13 protein-coding genes are annotated in these 14,669 nt (G+C 55.4%); 8 read left to right on the top strand and 5 right to left on the bottom strand.

The genetic code is table 11. The features are described 5' to 3' along the window. The first annotated feature begins 54 nt into the window (after nucleotides 1-54). The 3 genes from lpdA (at nucleotide 55) to sucD (ending at nucleotide 3,608) form a co-directional block, all read left to right on the top strand. Entirely contained in the window at nucleotides 55-1,497 is a 1,443-nt protein-coding gene (gene lpdA / locus GFN93_RS10965) for a dihydrolipoyl dehydrogenase (RefSeq protein ID WP_153501128.1), read from the top strand. Nucleotides 1,498-1,566: 69 nt separating this feature from the next. Next, nucleotides 1,567-2,736 (top strand): ADP-forming succinate--CoA ligase subunit beta, encoded by a 1,170-nt coding sequence (gene sucC / locus GFN93_RS10970; protein WP_153501129.1) that lies wholly within the window; start codon nucleotides 1,567-1,569, stop codon nucleotides 2,734-2,736. Continuing rightward, nucleotides 2,733-3,608, top strand: a complete 876-nt coding sequence (gene sucD, locus GFN93_RS10975; RefSeq protein WP_035229130.1) for a succinate--CoA ligase subunit alpha — start codon at nucleotides 2,733-2,735, stop codon at nucleotides 3,606-3,608. The genes sucC and sucD overlap by 4 nt, the downstream gene beginning before the upstream one ends. A 174-nt stretch (nucleotides 3,609-3,782) precedes the next feature. Here sucD and GFN93_RS10980 read toward each other — a convergent pair whose 3' ends face one another. Then, on the bottom strand, nucleotides 3,783-4,019 hold the full coding sequence (locus GFN93_RS10980; protein WP_153501130.1) for a PA3496 family putative envelope integrity protein: 237 nt from the start codon (nucleotides 4,017-4,019) through the stop codon (nucleotides 3,783-3,785). A gap of 484 nt (nucleotides 4,020-4,503) precedes the next feature. Between GFN93_RS10980 and GFN93_RS10985 the strand changes: the two genes are divergently transcribed. From GFN93_RS10985 to GFN93_RS11005, 5 genes are all read left to right on the top strand, one after another. Then, entirely contained in the window at nucleotides 4,504-6,111 is a 1,608-nt protein-coding gene (locus tag GFN93_RS10985; RefSeq protein WP_153501131.1) for a hypothetical protein, read from the top strand. Continuing rightward, nucleotides 6,108-7,007, top strand: a complete 900-nt coding sequence (locus GFN93_RS10990; protein ID WP_153501132.1) for a TIGR01777 family oxidoreductase — start codon at nucleotides 6,108-6,110, stop codon at nucleotides 7,005-7,007. Before GFN93_RS10985 ends, GFN93_RS10990 begins: the two co-directional genes overlap by 4 nt. Nucleotides 7,008-7,092: 85 nt before the next feature. Beyond that, nucleotides 7,093-8,955 (top strand): molecular chaperone HtpG, encoded by a 1,863-nt coding sequence (gene htpG, locus GFN93_RS10995; RefSeq protein ID WP_153501133.1) that lies wholly within the window; start codon nucleotides 7,093-7,095, stop codon nucleotides 8,953-8,955. Between the two features lie 183 nt (nucleotides 8,956-9,138). Continuing rightward, nucleotides 9,139-10,167, top strand: a complete 1,029-nt coding sequence (locus tag GFN93_RS11000; protein ID WP_153501134.1) for an NAD(P)H-dependent glycerol-3-phosphate dehydrogenase — start codon at nucleotides 9,139-9,141, stop codon at nucleotides 10,165-10,167. Further along, nucleotides 10,164-10,640, top strand: a complete 477-nt coding sequence (locus tag GFN93_RS11005) for a SixA phosphatase family protein (RefSeq protein WP_153501135.1) — start codon at nucleotides 10,164-10,166, stop codon at nucleotides 10,638-10,640. The genes GFN93_RS11000 and GFN93_RS11005 overlap by 4 nt, the downstream gene beginning before the upstream one ends. Nucleotides 10,641-10,969: 329 nt before the next feature. Here GFN93_RS11005 and GFN93_RS11010 read toward each other — a convergent pair whose 3' ends face one another. From GFN93_RS11010 to xthA, 4 genes are all read right to left on the bottom strand, one after another. Then, entirely contained in the window at nucleotides 10,970-12,199 is a 1,230-nt protein-coding gene (locus GFN93_RS11010; RefSeq protein ID WP_153501136.1) for a serine/threonine-protein kinase, read from the bottom strand. Between the two features lie 46 nt (nucleotides 12,200-12,245). After that, on the bottom strand, nucleotides 12,246-12,740 hold the full coding sequence (locus GFN93_RS11015; protein WP_153501137.1) for a response regulator: 495 nt from the start codon (nucleotides 12,738-12,740) through the stop codon (nucleotides 12,246-12,248). A gap of 65 nt (nucleotides 12,741-12,805) precedes the next feature. Continuing rightward, a complete protein-coding gene (locus GFN93_RS11020) occupies nucleotides 12,806-13,837 on the bottom strand; it encodes an ion transporter (protein ID WP_153501138.1) in 1,032 nt (343 codons plus the stop codon). Further along, nucleotides 13,834-14,649, bottom strand: a complete 816-nt coding sequence (xthA, locus tag GFN93_RS11025; protein ID WP_153501139.1) for an exodeoxyribonuclease III — start codon at nucleotides 14,647-14,649, stop codon at nucleotides 13,834-13,836. The genes GFN93_RS11020 and xthA overlap by 4 nt, the downstream gene beginning before the upstream one ends. Between the last annotated feature and the right edge of the window lie 20 nt (nucleotides 14,650-14,669).

Consider the following 14,669-nt stretch of genomic DNA (forward strand, 5'->3'; position numbering starts at 1 on the left):
AACACGCCTCACGCTGCTCACGTAGTGTGAGGTGGTTTCCCGAGAGGAAAGAACATGTCTGATAAATTTGACGTTATTGTCATCGGTGGTGGCCCTGGTGGTTATGTAGCCGCCATTCGCTGCGCGCAGCTTGGCCTCAACACTGCCTGTATCGAAAAGCGGATCAACAAGCATGATGAGCCGGCACTCGGTGGTACCTGCCTGAATGTGGGCTGTATCCCTTCCAAGGCACTGCTTGATTCGTCCTGGAAATACCACGAGACAGAATCCGCGCTGGCAGATCACGGTATCAAGATCAAGGGTGCAGACCTGGATCTGGATACCATGCTCAAGCGCAAAGACACCATCGTCAGAAACCTGACGGGTGGTATTGCCCAGCTGTTCAAGGCCAACAAGGTGACCTGGCTGCAGGGTACAGGCCAGTTGAAGGCGGGCAAGCAGGTGGAGTTCCAGCCGCTGGACGGTGGTGATGCACAAACACTGCAGGCCGAGAGCGTTATTCTGGCCGCAGGATCGGTTCCAGTAGACATTCCGGTTGCGCCGGTTGACCAGAACCTTATCGTGGATTCCACCGGTGCCCTGGAATTCAACAAGGTGCCCAAGCGCCTCGGCGTGATTGGTGCCGGTGTGATTGGTCTCGAGCTGGGTAGCGTGTGGAGCCGTCTCGGCAGCGAAGTGGTAGTGCTTGAAGCGGTGGATACCTTCCTGCCCATGCTTGACAAGCAAATTGCCAAGGACACGCATAAGCAGCTGGAGAAGCAGGGTCTGGATATTCGTCTGGGTGCCCGTGTTACCGGCTCTGAAACCACAAAGACCAAGGTCAAGGTGACCTACAGCGACAATGACGGAGAGCATACTGAAAGCTTTGACAAGCTGATTGTCGCAGTAGGGCGTCGCCCGTACACAGAAGGCTTGTTGAGCCCTGATGCGGGGGTAAGTCTGGACGAGCGCAACTTCATCTATGTGGACAGCCAGTGTCGCACTGATGTCCCCGGGGTTTACGCTATTGGTGATCTGGTACGTGGTCCTGCGCTGGCTCACAAGGCCATCGAAGAAGGCGTCATGGTGGCTGAGGTCATCATGGAAGAGCCGACTCAGGTGAACTACGACGCGGTCCCCGGTGTTATCTATACCCACCCGGAAGTTGCCTGGGTTGGCAAGACCGAAGAAGAAGTCAAAGAATCGGGCGAGGCCTACAAGACCGGCGTTGTGCCATTCGCGGCAAATGGTCGGGCGATGGCCGCTGGGGATACCGGTGGTATGGTCAAGTTTGTGGCGGATGAAAAGACCGACCGCATTCTCGGTATGCATATCGTCGGCCCGCAGGCCTCCGAACTCATACAGCAGGGCGTCATTGCCATGGAGTTCGGTGCGACTGCGGAAGATTTGCAGTTGATGGTGTTCGGACACCCGAGCCTGTCAGAAACCGTTCATGAGGCTGCATTGGCTGTGGATTACAAAGCCATCCATGTGGCCCAGCGTCGTCGCAAAAAGTAACGGCGTGGAACGGACGCGAAAAAGGGTGCCCAAAAGGCGCCGAATCATTCAACAGATGGAAGTATTGGCATGAATCTCCATGAGTATCAGTCAAAACAGCTCTTTGCTGATTATGGCCTGCCAGTCTCTACCGGTTTCGCTTGCGACACTCCAGAAGAGGTCGCAGCCAAAACCAAAGAGATCGGCGGTGACAAGTGGGTAGTGAAAGCCCAGGTACACGCTGGTGGCCGTGGTAAGGCTGGTGGTGTAAAGCTGGTCAACAGCGCTGAAGAAGCTGCAGCCTTTGCCGAGCAGTGGCTGGGCAAGAACCTGGTGACTTTCCAGACCGATGAGAAAGGTCAGCCGGTTTCCAAGATTCTGGTAGAAACCTGCACTGATATCGCGAAGGAACTGTACCTGAGTGCGGTGCTGGATCGCGCCAGCCGTCGTGTCGTTTTCATGGCCTCCACCGAAGGTGGTATGGACATTGAGACCGTGGCTGAAGAAACCCCGGAGAAGATTCTGCGTGCAGAAATCGATCCGCTGGTTGGGGCGCAGCCCTATCAAGCCCGTCAAATTGCCTTCCAGCTGGGTCTGGAAGGCAAGCAGGTTAACCAGTTCGCCAAGATCTTTGTGGGTCTGGCACAGCTGTTCATCGACAAGGACCTTGCCCTGATCGAAGTGAACCCGCTGGTCATCACTGATGAAGGCAACCTGCATTGCCTGGACGCCAAGATCAATGTAGACGGCTCTGCGCTGTATCGTCATCCGGAAATCAAGGCTCTGGAAGACCCCTCTCAAGAGGACGCCCGTGAGCGTCGTGCTGCCGAGTGGGAACTGAACTACGTAGCGCTGGATGGCAACATCGGCTGCATGGTGAACGGGGCTGGTCTGGCTATGGGCACCATGGATCTGGTGCAGCTCAAGGGTGGTGCGCCGGCCAACTTCCTGGATGTGGGCGGTGGTGCGACCAAAGAGCGTGTGACTGAAGCCTTCAAGATCATCCTGTCTGACGACAAGGTAAAAGGGGTTCTGGTCAATATCTTCGGCGGTATCGTTCGTTGTGACCTGATTGCAGACGGCATCATTGGTGCCGTGGAAGAGGTGGGTGTTACCGTTCCTGTAGTCGTTCGTCTGGAAGGTAACAACGCTGAGTTGGGCGCCAAAAAGCTGGCCGAAAGCGGGATGAACATCATCGCCGCAAAAAGTTTTGAAGACGCTGCCGAACAGGTAGTGAAAGCTGTTGGAGGTGCCGCATGAGCGTACTGATCGACAAGAACACCAAGGTTATCTGCCAGGGCTTTACAGGCAGCCAGGGCACCTTCCACTCCGAACAGGCTATCGAGTACGGTACGCAGATGGTGGGTGGTGTCACCCCGGGCAAGGGTGGTCAGACTCACCTGGGTCTGCCGGTGTTCAACACTGTGGCTGAAGCGGTTGCCGAGACTGGTGCTACGGCCAGCGTGATCTATGTGCCGGCTGCGTTCTGCAAGGACTCTATCCTGGAAGCTGCCGATGCAGGCATTGAGCTGATCGTTTGTATTACCGAAGGTATTCCTGCCCTGGATATGCTTTACGTGAAGGAATACATCACCCGCAAGGGCGGTGTGCGCCTGATCGGTCCGAACTGTCCGGGCGTGATCACTCCTGGCCAGTGCAAGATCGGTATCATGCCGGGTCACATTCACCAGCCGGGTAAAGTGGGTATTGTGTCTCGCTCCGGTACCCTGACCTATGAAGCGGTTAACCAGACCACCAAGCTGGGCTTCGGTCAGTCTACCTGTATCGGTATCGGCGGTGATCCGATCCCGGGCATGACCTTCATTGACGCGCTGGAACTGTTCCAGAACGATCCGCAGACAGAAGCCATCATCATGGTGGGGGAAATCGGCGGTACCGCGGAAGATGAGGCAGCAGCCTACATCAAGGCCAACGTGACCAAACCGGTTGTGAGCTATATTGCTGGTGTTACCGCGCCTCCTGGCAAGCGCATGGGCCATGCAGGCGCCATCATCGCGGGCGGCAAGGGTACTGCAGATGAAAAGTTTGCGGCCCTGGAAGCAGCGGGTGTGAAAACCACCCGTAACCCGGCCGGTATCGGTCAGGCGCTCAAGGAGCTCACCGGCTGGTAACGGCTGTTGTGCTCGAAAATAAAAAGGCCGGCAATTAGCCGGCCTTTTTATTGGTCGCAACCTGACAAAAGCGCATTGCCTGACCTGAAGATGACGTTAATGGCTGTTACAGCAGGCTGCACGCAGGCCTGAACGCCATGACTGGTCTGTCAGCGTTTTTGTGTCGGTTACTGCCTAGTGAAGGGTGTCGTCGTCCAGCTCAAAAAACTCGTATTCATTGAGTTCCTTGCGCAGGCGGCGTTCCTCCAGACGATCTTCGATGCGATGACGCATGTCCATGTTGAACGAGCGGCTACGGGCGTTACCGCCATCCTGCTCGTCCTCTTCCATGTCATCATCCAGGTTATCGAAATCTTCGTTCATCAGCAGGTCTTCCGAATCAAAGTCTTGCTCATTACGACGGTTACTCATGGTGGCCTCCTGTGCTGACCTCCTCAAACAACCTGTGTTCGGTTTGCCGGAACCTGTTGGAAACCGACAACGCCAGGGGGTTCTGTTGGCACTCCGTTGCGAGAGGATTGGAGGAAAAGCGGCCTGAAAAGGGGCTTTCCTGTCACGACGCAAGGGAGTGACAACAGTTCCTACGCCTATATATCCCCTGATTTTCGTTCGTACAAGTATTTTTTTTCTGGCCGGGGACCGGCGGTGTAATGAGGGGGGGTGGCTGGTCAATCCCGGCACGTTATCGGTCAAAAAAGCCGCGTTCAGGGCGATGAATCTGTGAAGCAAGTCATGCTGGCCCGTGTTTCAGAAAAATCAGTCACTTAAGTGCTGGAATGGATGCCGCTGGCTTTGTAAAGTGACCCAATAGAGGTTGGTCTTGCTGAGCGGATTGCGACCCTATCTATGGATTTCCATTGCAGGGGCACTGCTGGCACGCGGAGAGAATAAAAAGATGGCTGAATTGCTGATCATCATTGGGGTAAGCACCATTATTGTGACGACGTTGGGGCTCATGAATGAAGCCAGCCATCGGGGTCACAGTGCGCTGTTTTTCATGATCCCACTGGCTAGTCTTGGACAGGTACAGCAGGGCTGGGAGCACTATCGCTGGTGGGCGCTTGCCCGTGTTGCGGGAGTGCTCACAGCGGCAGTAGGTACGGCACTGTTCATCATGTCCCATGCCTCCGAGGTGCCTCCGGCGGCTGGGGTTAGTGGCCAGAGCGGCCAGGTGCAGCGCGGGGAGAGCATGGCTACCACCACGTCTTTTGTGACCTCTGAGGAAGCCGCGCTGGCGGTAGTCAAAGGGCAGGGTAAGGCCCTTTCAGGTCGCATTCATGGCCGTGAGTTTCGTTATGATCGTGTTGCATTGATTGACGGGGTACTGACGGCAAGCCAGGGGGAGGGCTTTCTGCCCGAACTTGAGGTGCGCGCGCTGATCGGCTGGAAGCCGGAAGAGATTACAGAGCGCAAGAACTTTTTGGTGACTCCTTCAGAAGCCAACCCCCCTGTCGTCCATGTTTCCTGGAAGCCTGAAGGAAAGGATTATCCGGAAACCCAGATCTTCAAAGGGGGATATCGTATGGAGCTTGCCCTTGCGCCGCTGGATGCCGGCCAGCTTTCAGGCTCTTTGGTGCTGGTGGTGCCGGACAGTTTTAAAAGCTACCTGAGTGGCGACTTCACCGCTTATACCAACCACCTTCGTTATTTGAATGGCTCTGTTGACCTGCATTTCGATCATGAAGACACGCTGGCCTATGTGGCTCGTCAGTATTTGCTCACCCAATTCCCGGAAGGGGCGCTCGAGACGGTGACACCTCGCCAGGTTGTGTTGCGTCGGGCGGAATCCAGTGGCCAGGTGACAGCCCGGGTGGTCTTGACCAACGGCGCGGAGGAAGAGCGTTCCGTGCGACTTGAGAAAAGCGATGTTGGCTGGTCCGTGGAGCCCGGCTCCATGGCTTCAAGGCTGATCAAGGAAGCCGATCAAGGCAGCATGAGTTATACCACCCCGGGGCAGCAGCAACCCCTGGAGGCCTCTGCGCAGCTCGAGCCCATTTCGATGAGTTTTCCGGAACTGGTAACGTTTGTGGATCGGGCTGTCGTCCTTGAGATGACCAGTGGCCGCAAAATTGACGGTGTCTTGCGCAAGGTATCTGTAAATAGGTTATGGATTGAGATCAATGTGGGAAGTGGCGTGGTGGAGCGGAGCTTCCCCAAAGATGAGCTGCAATCTCTCGTGCTTGGCAGTGGCCAAAAAGTCAATGTGGATAAGGGTGATACACAGACTGAGACGACGGTTGCAGTACCTGAGGTGGGTTCGGCTGATAGTACAACAAGGGCGGGCTCCACTCATTTCAGTGACACCGATGACCCTCGGGTTGAAAAATTTCGTGGCCTGCTTGGCCAGAGCGTGACAGTAACAGCGGATGAAGGCCCGGCGAGAACCGGGTTGTTGCAATCGGTGGAATCTGACCATATTACACTCAGTGTTCCGGTTGGGGCGGGAAATATGGAATATTTCTACGACATGAACAGCATTCGAAGTCTTGAGGCCGCACGTTGAAAATTTTAATCACAGGTGGAACAGGTTTCATTGGGCAGCATCTTTGTCGCCGTTTGGCTGCCCATGGCCATGAACTGATTGTCTTGACCCGGCGCCCCCGACGGGCCTCCAAACTATTGCCGGAAGACAGTCGGGTAGTTGAGACCCTTGATGCCATCAGCAATGAGGAACGCATTGACGGCATCGTTAATCTGGCAGGCGAGAGCCTGTTCGCTGGACGTTGGACAGATCGCCGCAAGCAGACACTGTTCGATTCACGGGTCGGTGTGACGCAGAGCCTGGTCAGCCTGGTGGCTCGCCTTGAGCGCAAACCCGCCGTGTTGGTATCCGGTTCAGCGGTGGGCTTCTATGGCGACGCTGGAAATGCGGAGCTGAATGAGGATAGCCCCGCGCGCAAAAAAGACTTCGGATATTTGCTGTGCGATGCCTGGGAGCAGGCAGCTCGACCGGTTTCCCGGCAGGGTGTTCGGCTGTGCCTTGTGCGCACGGGTATTGTGCTCGGACGGGATGGAGGCATGCTTGGCAAACTTTGGCCTCTCTACCGTGCAGGGCTGGGGGCCATGATTGGTGACGGCCATCAGTGGCTCAGCTGGATCCATATCGATGACATGGTGGCGATTCTTGTGCGGGCATTAGAGACCCCCGGCATTGAAGGTGTATTCAATGCTTGTGCACCCACCCCGGTGACACAGCGTGAATTTCATCAGGCGCTTGCCAGGCAGGCGAAACGGCCAGCCTTTCTCAAGGTACCCTCGTTTGCCTTGCGGCTTGGTCTGGGTGAGATGTCTGACATGTTACTTGGCGGTCAGCGTGTCTTCCCCAGGCGCCTTGAGCAACAGGGCTTTGTATTTCGTTTTCCAGATCTTGAATCGGCTCTGTCCCATCAAGCTTCCTGACCCCTTCCTCAGGCTAGTGGGGCGCCTGCCCCATTCAGCCTTGAAAAGCGCTTAAGCATCCCTATTTCTAGCTCAGCCAAGACTGATGCAGGAGCACATTGTGTCTAACCAAAAACAAACCCATGGCTTTCAGGCTGAGGTATCCCGCCTGCTAAACCTGATGATTCACTCGCTTTACAGTAACCGGGAAATTTTTCTGCGGGAGCTGATCTCCAATGCCTCCGATGCCTGCGACAAGCTGCGATTCATGTCGTTGGATAACCCGTCCCTATCGGAGGCGTCAGGGGAGCCGGTAATCACCCTGAGTGTCGATAAGGAGAACGGAACCCTGTCTATTACCGACAATGGTATCGGGATGGACGAAGCGGAAGTGATAGAAAACCTGGGCACCATCGCCCGCTCGGGAACCGAAACATTCCTGGCGTCCCTGAGTGGTGATCAGAAGAAGGACTCGCAACTCATTGGGCAGTTTGGTGTGGGGTTTTACTCAGCGTTCATCGTGGCGGACAAGGTTGCGGTAGAGAGTCGCAAGGCTGGCACTGACGTAGACGCAGGGGTGCGCTGGGAAAGTGACGGAGAAGGCGAGTTTACCGTTGAGGCGGTTAATCGTGACCATGTGGGCACCTCCGTAATTTTGCACCTGCGGGATGACGCAAAAGAATTTCTTGATCCCTTCAAATTACGTCAGGTGGTGAACCAATATTCTGATCATGTGGCCTTTCCGATTCGAATGAGCACATTGGGCGACGCTGATGACGCCCCCACGGAGGAAACGCTGAATTCAGCCACGGCACTTTGGCAGCGTCCGCGTAATGATGTCTCCGATGAGGAATATCAAAGCCTCTACAGACACATCAGCCATGATTTCCAGGATGCAATGAGCTGGAGTCATAACAAGGTGGAAGGCAAACTGGAGTACACCAGCCTGCTGTACGTCCCTGCCAGAGCACCTTTTGATCTCTATCATCGTGATGCTAATCGTGGTCTGAAACTGTATGTGCAGCGCGTTTTTATCATGGATGACGCTGAACAGTTTTTGCCGCAATACCTGCGCTTCATCAAGGGGGTGGTCGACGCGCCAAACCTGCCATTGAATGTGAGCCGTGAGCTTCTACAGGATTATGGCCCGGTTAAAACTATTCGCTCGGCTCTGACCAAGCGGGTACTGCAGATGCTGAAAAAACTGGGTAATGACAAGGATAAGTATCCCGCTTTCTGGTCACAGTTTGGCCAAGTCTTGAAAGAGGGTATAGGTGAGGACCCGGATAATCGTGAAGCCATCGCCGCATTGCTGCGCTTTGCAAGCAGCCACGAGGGGCAGGGGCTGACCAGCCTGGATGACTACCTTGAACGCAAGCCTGCTGATCAGGAGAAAATCTATTACCTGCTGGCCGATACTGCCTCAGCCGCCCGGCAGAGTCCTCACCTCGAGGTATTCCGCAAGAAAGGCATCGAGGTGTTGTTGCTCAGTGATCCCGTGGATGAGTGGATGATTAGCTATCTGGATAGCTACAAAGATGTGAAACTGGTCAATGCGGCGCGTGGTGAGCTGAATCTGGACGAGCATACCGAGTCGCAAGAAGACAGTGCTTTGGTGGCCAGATTGAAGGCGAGTTTGGCGGAAGAGGTGGAAACAGTTCGCGCAACTCGACGGCTGGTCGACTCCCCCAGTTGTCTGGTTCTGGCGGAGGATCAGCTTGGGCCTCAGATGCGGCGTATGCTGGAAGCTGCAGGGCAACCGGTGCCGGAGAACAAGCCTGTTCTGGAAGTAAACCTTCATCACGACCTGCTCAAGGCATTGGACACGGTTGAGGATGGTGACAGGTTCAATGATCTGGCTGCCTTGCTGCTCGATCAGGCCATGTTGGCGGAAGGGCAGCTGCCCAAAGATCCGGCGGCGACTGCCCGGCGGATGCATCAGATGTTGGTAAGTGCTGTGAATAATTAACTGCTAACGGTTATGAGCTGTACGAATCAGTGCTCTATCTGGTTCGGAATTTGAGGCCGCCCCCGGACTTCGGGTGCGGCCTTGCTTGTTATTGGAAAGTAAAAAATACACGAAGCTGTTAACTGTTCACTATTCACGGTTAACTGCTTTATGATGCCCAAAAGCAGTAAATAAGGCGTTCCTATGACGCAGAAAACATATAAAGCCGCCATTCTTGGCGGAGGAAGTTTCGGAACCGCCATGGCCAGCATACTGGCTGCGAACGGCCATGCCGTGAACCTGTGGGTCAGAGATCCTGAAACAGCAGCGGCCATCAACCTGGACCGGGAAAACAGTCGCTACTTGCCTGGCAAGGAATTACCGGAAGGGGTGAATGCAACTGATAGCCTGGAGGATGCACTGGCTGATGCTTCCATGGTGTTTGTGGCCATTCCCAGCAAGGCATTTGCCGAGGTGCTTGAGCAAGCGCGCGAGTGGGTGCCCGATGGCACCATCGTGATCAGCTGTACCAAGGGAATCTATGCGGACGGGTTTCTGCTGATGAGCGAGTTGCTTCACCAGTACTGGCCTCATACCCGTATTGGCGTGCTCAGTGGTCCCAATCTTGCCAAGGAAATCGTTGAACAGAAATTTACCGGGACGGTCGTCGCCAGCCCGGATACTGACCTGTGCCAGACGGTACAGACTGCGCTTAGTTGTGATTACTTCCGGGTATATGACAACCCGGATATCTATGGTGTTGAACTGGGCGGCGCGCTGAAGAATATCTATGCAGTGGCCTCCGGTATGGCGGCGGCCATTGGTGTTGGTGAAAACAGCCGTAGTTTCCTGATTACCCGATCACTGGCTGAAATGAGCCGTTTCGCCGTGCAGCTTGGGGCAAATCCCATGACATTCCTGGGGCTGTCCGGAGTGGGGGATCTCATCGCTACCTGTACCTCCAACCTGTCGCGCAACTACCAGGTGGGTTTCCAACTGGGGCAGGGCAAGTCCTTGCAGGAAGCCATTGATGCGCTTGGCCAGACAGCGGAAGGGATTAATACGATCAAGCTGGTGGCGGACAAGGCAGCGGAACTGAATGTTTACATGCCTCTGGCAACCGCAATGTATCAGGTGGTCTACAAGCAGCAGCCTCTCGAAATCGTGATTCAGCAGTTAATGAGTGGCGAATACAAACACGATGTGGAGTTTCAGCTGGGGATTCCCGAATGAAGCTGTTTATCAGTCGCCATGGTGAAGCCGTGGCGATGGCTCCAGCCGACGCTCTCCGCCCTCTGACTGAGCGGGGCAGGGCTGCGCTGCTTTCACACTGGCAGCGACTCAAGGCTAACGGGGTGTGTATTAGCGGAATGGTGGTTAGCCCCTTTGTACGAGCCCAACAGACAGCGGACTGTATTGCAGAGGTGTACGGTGGCCTCAAGAGAGTGGATTGTGAAGCTCTGGTTCCAGACGCCTCTCCCCAGCAATTTTTAGGCTGGTTGCTCGCCAATCCTGTCAGTGAAAACACGGTTCTTGTCAGTCATATGCCTTTCGTTGCACAGCTGACTGGGCTCTGGACTGGCAGTTCGGATCGCTTCGGCTATTCAGTGGGCACGGTCACCTGTCTTGATGTAGAGGTGGCCGCCGCCGCAGGGGCGCGTTTACTGTGGCAATGCAGCCCGGGTGAGAGTGTGGCGGGCCGCTAGTCGGTCAAATCCTACCCCCGGGAAACCGAAACATACCGTTCGCCGATTGACGCTTTGCACTGATTTTTCCCTGTCGTATCTTGAACTCGATGGCGCAAGAACGCATGGCAGACTCCTGACTGCGCCATCAACTCCCTGAGGGGGGATACGATGACTCCTTGCATCGTGATTCAGGCAGATTGAAAGCACCAATTTCGATTGGTGCTTTTTTTTGTCTGCTCTGCGCTAACAACGGATTTCATGCACAATAACGGTACGGAAAAACAACGCTGTCAGGTTTGCTTACAAGTCTTACTGGCCACGATCCCTCCAACGCTCAGGCTTGAAACTCAGTCCTCTGGCGTTTCAATCTCTCCGGGTTTCTCCGGCTGCAGAACGAACTTTTCGATGTGTTCACCATCAGCGGCAACCAGGTTGATGGACATGGGAATGCGTGACAGAAAATCCAGTCCTTCAGTGCGACGAAGATCGCGCAGATATTCCTTCACGCGGCCGCTAATCCAGGGGTGGAGCGTTGCCTTGAGAGTAACGGCCTTGCAGCGGCTGCCGCGTTGAGAGTGCCAGTCCATCAGTGCGGAACGTAATACCGGGAAATGGTCCTGGAACTGTTCAAAATCATCCGCAACCAGATACACGTCATACTGATAAAGCTTGCCTCGCCAGCTCATACCCAACGGGCTTTCCTTGAGTCGCAGACGGGGGGCCAGTGGTGTTGTGTTGCCTTGCTGCTGTGGGCGGTAGGCGGCTCTTTCTTTCCGGTAGTGCTCCGGTGATTCGACGCTGTCGAGCATGGCGATCACTGCGTTTCCATGCTCGGGACGGTCGGCCGGGTTCTTGGCAAGGAGTGCCTTGAGTAGCGATTGATAGTGTCGCAGGCGAATGGGTAGCAGCGGGATAGGCTCACGAAGGTGGGCCATGGCCATGGCGGCGGGATCATCACCGTTAAACGGAGCATTGCCAGTCAACATCTCATAGAACACGCAGCCCAGAGCATAGAGGTCTGACTGCGGTGTGAGCGGTTGCGCGCGGTGTTGTTCAGGGCTCATATACTTGGGGGTGCCCATCTGCCGTGGTTTGTTCAGGGTGTTGTCATGGAGCGTGCTCGAAGCGATGCCAAAATCCATCAGGACGGCAGATCCATCCGCTCGGAAAAGAATATTGTCCGGCTTTACGTCGCGGTGAATGAAGTAATGTTCGCCCGCATAGTGAAGTGCGCTGGCCAGCTGCCGCACTACGGTTTCAGCCTCTTCCTCTGTCATACCATTTCTGATGCGCGTTTTGAGGCTGCCCCCAGTCACATATTCCATGCTGAGGTAGTAGTAGCCCTCAAATTCTCCCACGTCATAAACGGGGACGATGTGAGGGTGATTCAGGCTGGCAACGGTTCTTGCTTCACGCATGAACTGCTCGGCAAAGCGGGGCTCGACGGCGAGTGCCGGGCTGAGAATCTTGATGGCTACCGGGCGTTCGAACGAGTTTTGGGTGGCAAGAAACACATGGGCCATGCCGCCTTTACCAAGGCGTTCGGTGATGCGATAACCGGGAAGTCTCAATGCCATGTCTAGTGTATGCGTTGTGCTGAGTATCAACGCATTTGTACAGGGTTCATTCCTTGCCGTACAGGGCTTTCATTTCTGCTTCTGATTTTCTTGCCTGCGCCACCTTGGCTTCAAGGCGCTTCTTCTGGCGATCCAGCCCCAGGAAGAAGTTGACCTTGCTTTGCAACAACATGGGATCGATGGGCTTGAAGAGGTAGTCCACCGCGCCAGTGCGGTAGCCTTCCTGCACAAAGCGGGTTTCCTTGGAAATGGCGGTAACGAAAATGATCGGCACATTCTCGGTGCGCTTGTTGGAGCGCATCAGTTTGGCCACTTCGAAACCATCCATTCCCGGCATCTGAACGTCCAGAAGTACCAGCGCATAGTCATGCTTGAGCAGCTTGGCCAGGGCTGCATTGCCGCTGCTGACGCTATCCAGTTCGCAGTCCAGGTCCTCCAGCACCACTTCAAGGGCAACAAGATTCTGTGGCGTATCATCTACCATCAAGACGCGGGACGCAGGGAGTGCCGGTTCGTCGTTGATAAAATCGCTGGAAGACATGGTGGTAATCCGGTCGTAGTCAAATGGTATTGGCTAATCTTTTGGGACTAGTGTCTGCAATAATATCAATATTTCGGCCCAAGGTCTTCGGCCCGTTCGGCCAATTTCCACTGCTGTACTGCCACCTGCTGCTTGATTTGCTCAAGAATGTCGAGAAGGGTGTCGCGGAGCAGATCATCAAGCTGCTCGCCATCGCCGCGGGCAGCGTCCAGAACATCATGCAGCAGCTGTTCAAGTTGGGGGCGGTTGGCCGGTGTTGCCAGATCGTCTACCAGCTGGTCCACGAAAGCGCTGCCTGTTTCGCGAACCGCCTCCCCCAGCAGGGCAATGGCGCGTGGGCCGGCAACCGGGATAGCGGCAAGACGTCGTCCTGCCTGGGTGCGCGTAATGGCTTCATCGGTCAAGTGGGCAAAATAACCCGCCAGGTCAACGCGATACTCGCTGTGGGTCTTGCGTGTGGCCTCGGCGATTCGTTCAGCCACGAAGCTCACCAGTCGTTCCTGTCGTGGCGCCAGCACCTCCTTTTCGATCCGGTGCAGCAAGGGGCTGCCGCCGCCGACCTCGCGTTGGGCGCCACTCAGCACCTGCATCACAACCCGATCTGAGACTTCTTCCACAACGATGTTGTAGTACTTGAGCAGCGTCTGCCCGAGCCAGGTCTGCGACAGGTCCACAATCCCCATGCGCTGCAGGCGGAACAGCAGGTTGACCACCCGCAGTATTCGTAGCCACCGGAAGCTCCCCACCGGAATGCAGCCCAAAAGGTCATACCAGTGGGCAAAAGGATAAAAGAACCAGCGGTGGTAAGTGCCCCGGGCAATTGCCACGCCCCAACGGAGGGTGAATTCGGTCAGGTAGACGGCAACAAAACACAGGTCATAGAACAGGAAATCAGCGTGGATGGTGTCACGGTAGAAGGTGTGAAAAGCCGGGGTGTGTGCAGCCAGCAGATTCTGGAACAGAGACACCTGGAAAAGCCAGTCGAACAGGATCAGCGCCAGGTTGGCAATCACCAGTGCGATCATGAACAGATCAATGAGAAACCCGAGAGTATCCAGATTCGCTTTAAGCTTTTCCGGGTGCAGTCTGATTTTCATGACTTGAAACTGGCCCACACGGGACAATGGTCAGAGGGCTTTTCCATACCCCGCAGCTCATAGTCCACGCCGGTATGTTTGAGCTTCTTCATCAGAGGGGCTGTGGCGAGCAGGGTATCGATGCGTAAACCTCGACGCGGCTCGCGCTCAAATCCTTTGGAACGGTAGTCAAACCAGCTGAAGATGTCATCAGTTTCAGGGTTCTGGTGGCGGAAGGTGTCGGTCAGGCCCCAGCCCACCAGACGGTCCCACCATTCCCGCTCCTCGGGCAGGAAGCTGGTCTTGCCCTCGCGCAGCCAGCGCTTGCGGTTGGCCTCACCAATACCGATGTCCAGATCCGTTGAAGAGATGTTGAAATCCCCCATTACCACGACCTGCTCGTTCGGCTTGTGGCTCTGCTCCAGATAGCCCTGAAGGTCCTCATAGAACTTCTTCTTGGCAGGGAACTTGGTCGGGTGCTCCCGGTTTTCACCCTGGGGGAAATAGCCATTGAGCACCGTTGTAGTGGTGCCGTCGCTATTTCGTAGAGTGCCGATGATCATACGGCGCTGGGCTTCTTCACCGTCATCAGGAAAACCGTACTGTACATTTTCCAGTGGTTCGCGGCTGATTAGCGCAACGCCGTAGTGGCCTTTCTGGCCGTGATAGTAGGGGTGGTAGCCCATGTCACGGACAGCCTGCTCCGGAAACTCGGGGTCATGGACCTTGGTTTCCTGCAGGCCGATCAATGTCGGCTGGTACTTGTCGATGACCGCCTGCAGCTGGTGAAGACGTGCTCGAATTCCGTTGATATTGAAAGAAATCAGGGTCATAGGGGCCTCCTTGGTGGTCG

Origin of the sequence: Alcanivorax sediminis (assembly GCF_009601165.1) — a bacterium.
Taxonomy (GTDB): domain Bacteria; phylum Pseudomonadota; class Gammaproteobacteria; order Pseudomonadales; family Alcanivoracaceae; genus Alcanivorax; species Alcanivorax sediminis.

Excerpts from the sequence above, each read along its gene's own strand:
- GFN93_RS11000 (WP_153501134.1), top strand. The coding sequence starts at position 9,139 with ATGACGCAGAAAACATATAAAGCCGCCATTCTTGGCGGAGGAAGTTTC.
- sucC (WP_153501129.1), top strand. The coding sequence starts at position 1,567 with ATGAATCTCCATGAGTATCAGTCAAAACAGCTCTTTGCTGATTATGGC.
- GFN93_RS11010 (WP_153501136.1), bottom strand. The coding sequence starts at position 12,199 with ATGGCATTGAGACTTCCCGGTTATCGCATCACCGAACGCCTTGGTAAA.
- GFN93_RS11015 (WP_153501137.1), bottom strand. The coding sequence starts at position 12,740 with ATGTCTTCCAGCGATTTTATCAACGACGAACCGGCACTCCCTGCGTCC.
- GFN93_RS10980 (WP_153501130.1), bottom strand. The coding sequence starts at position 4,019 with ATGAGTAACCGTCGTAATGAGCAAGACTTTGATTCGGAAGACCTGCTG.
- lpdA (WP_153501128.1), top strand. The coding sequence starts at position 55 with ATGTCTGATAAATTTGACGTTATTGTCATCGGTGGTGGCCCTGGTGGT.
- GFN93_RS11005 (WP_153501135.1), top strand. The coding sequence starts at position 10,164 with ATGAAGCTGTTTATCAGTCGCCATGGTGAAGCCGTGGCGATGGCTCCA.
- sucD (WP_035229130.1), top strand. The coding sequence starts at position 2,733 with ATGAGCGTACTGATCGACAAGAACACCAAGGTTATCTGCCAGGGCTTT.
- GFN93_RS10985 (WP_153501131.1), top strand. The coding sequence starts at position 4,504 with ATGGCTGAATTGCTGATCATCATTGGGGTAAGCACCATTATTGTGACG.
- htpG (WP_153501133.1), top strand. The coding sequence starts at position 7,093 with ATGCAGGAGCACATTGTGTCTAACCAAAAACAAACCCATGGCTTTCAG.
- xthA (WP_153501139.1), bottom strand. The coding sequence starts at position 14,649 with ATGACCCTGATTTCTTTCAATATCAACGGAATTCGAGCACGTCTTCAC.
- GFN93_RS11020 (WP_153501138.1), bottom strand. The coding sequence starts at position 13,837 with ATGAAAATCAGACTGCACCCGGAAAAGCTTAAAGCGAATCTGGATACT.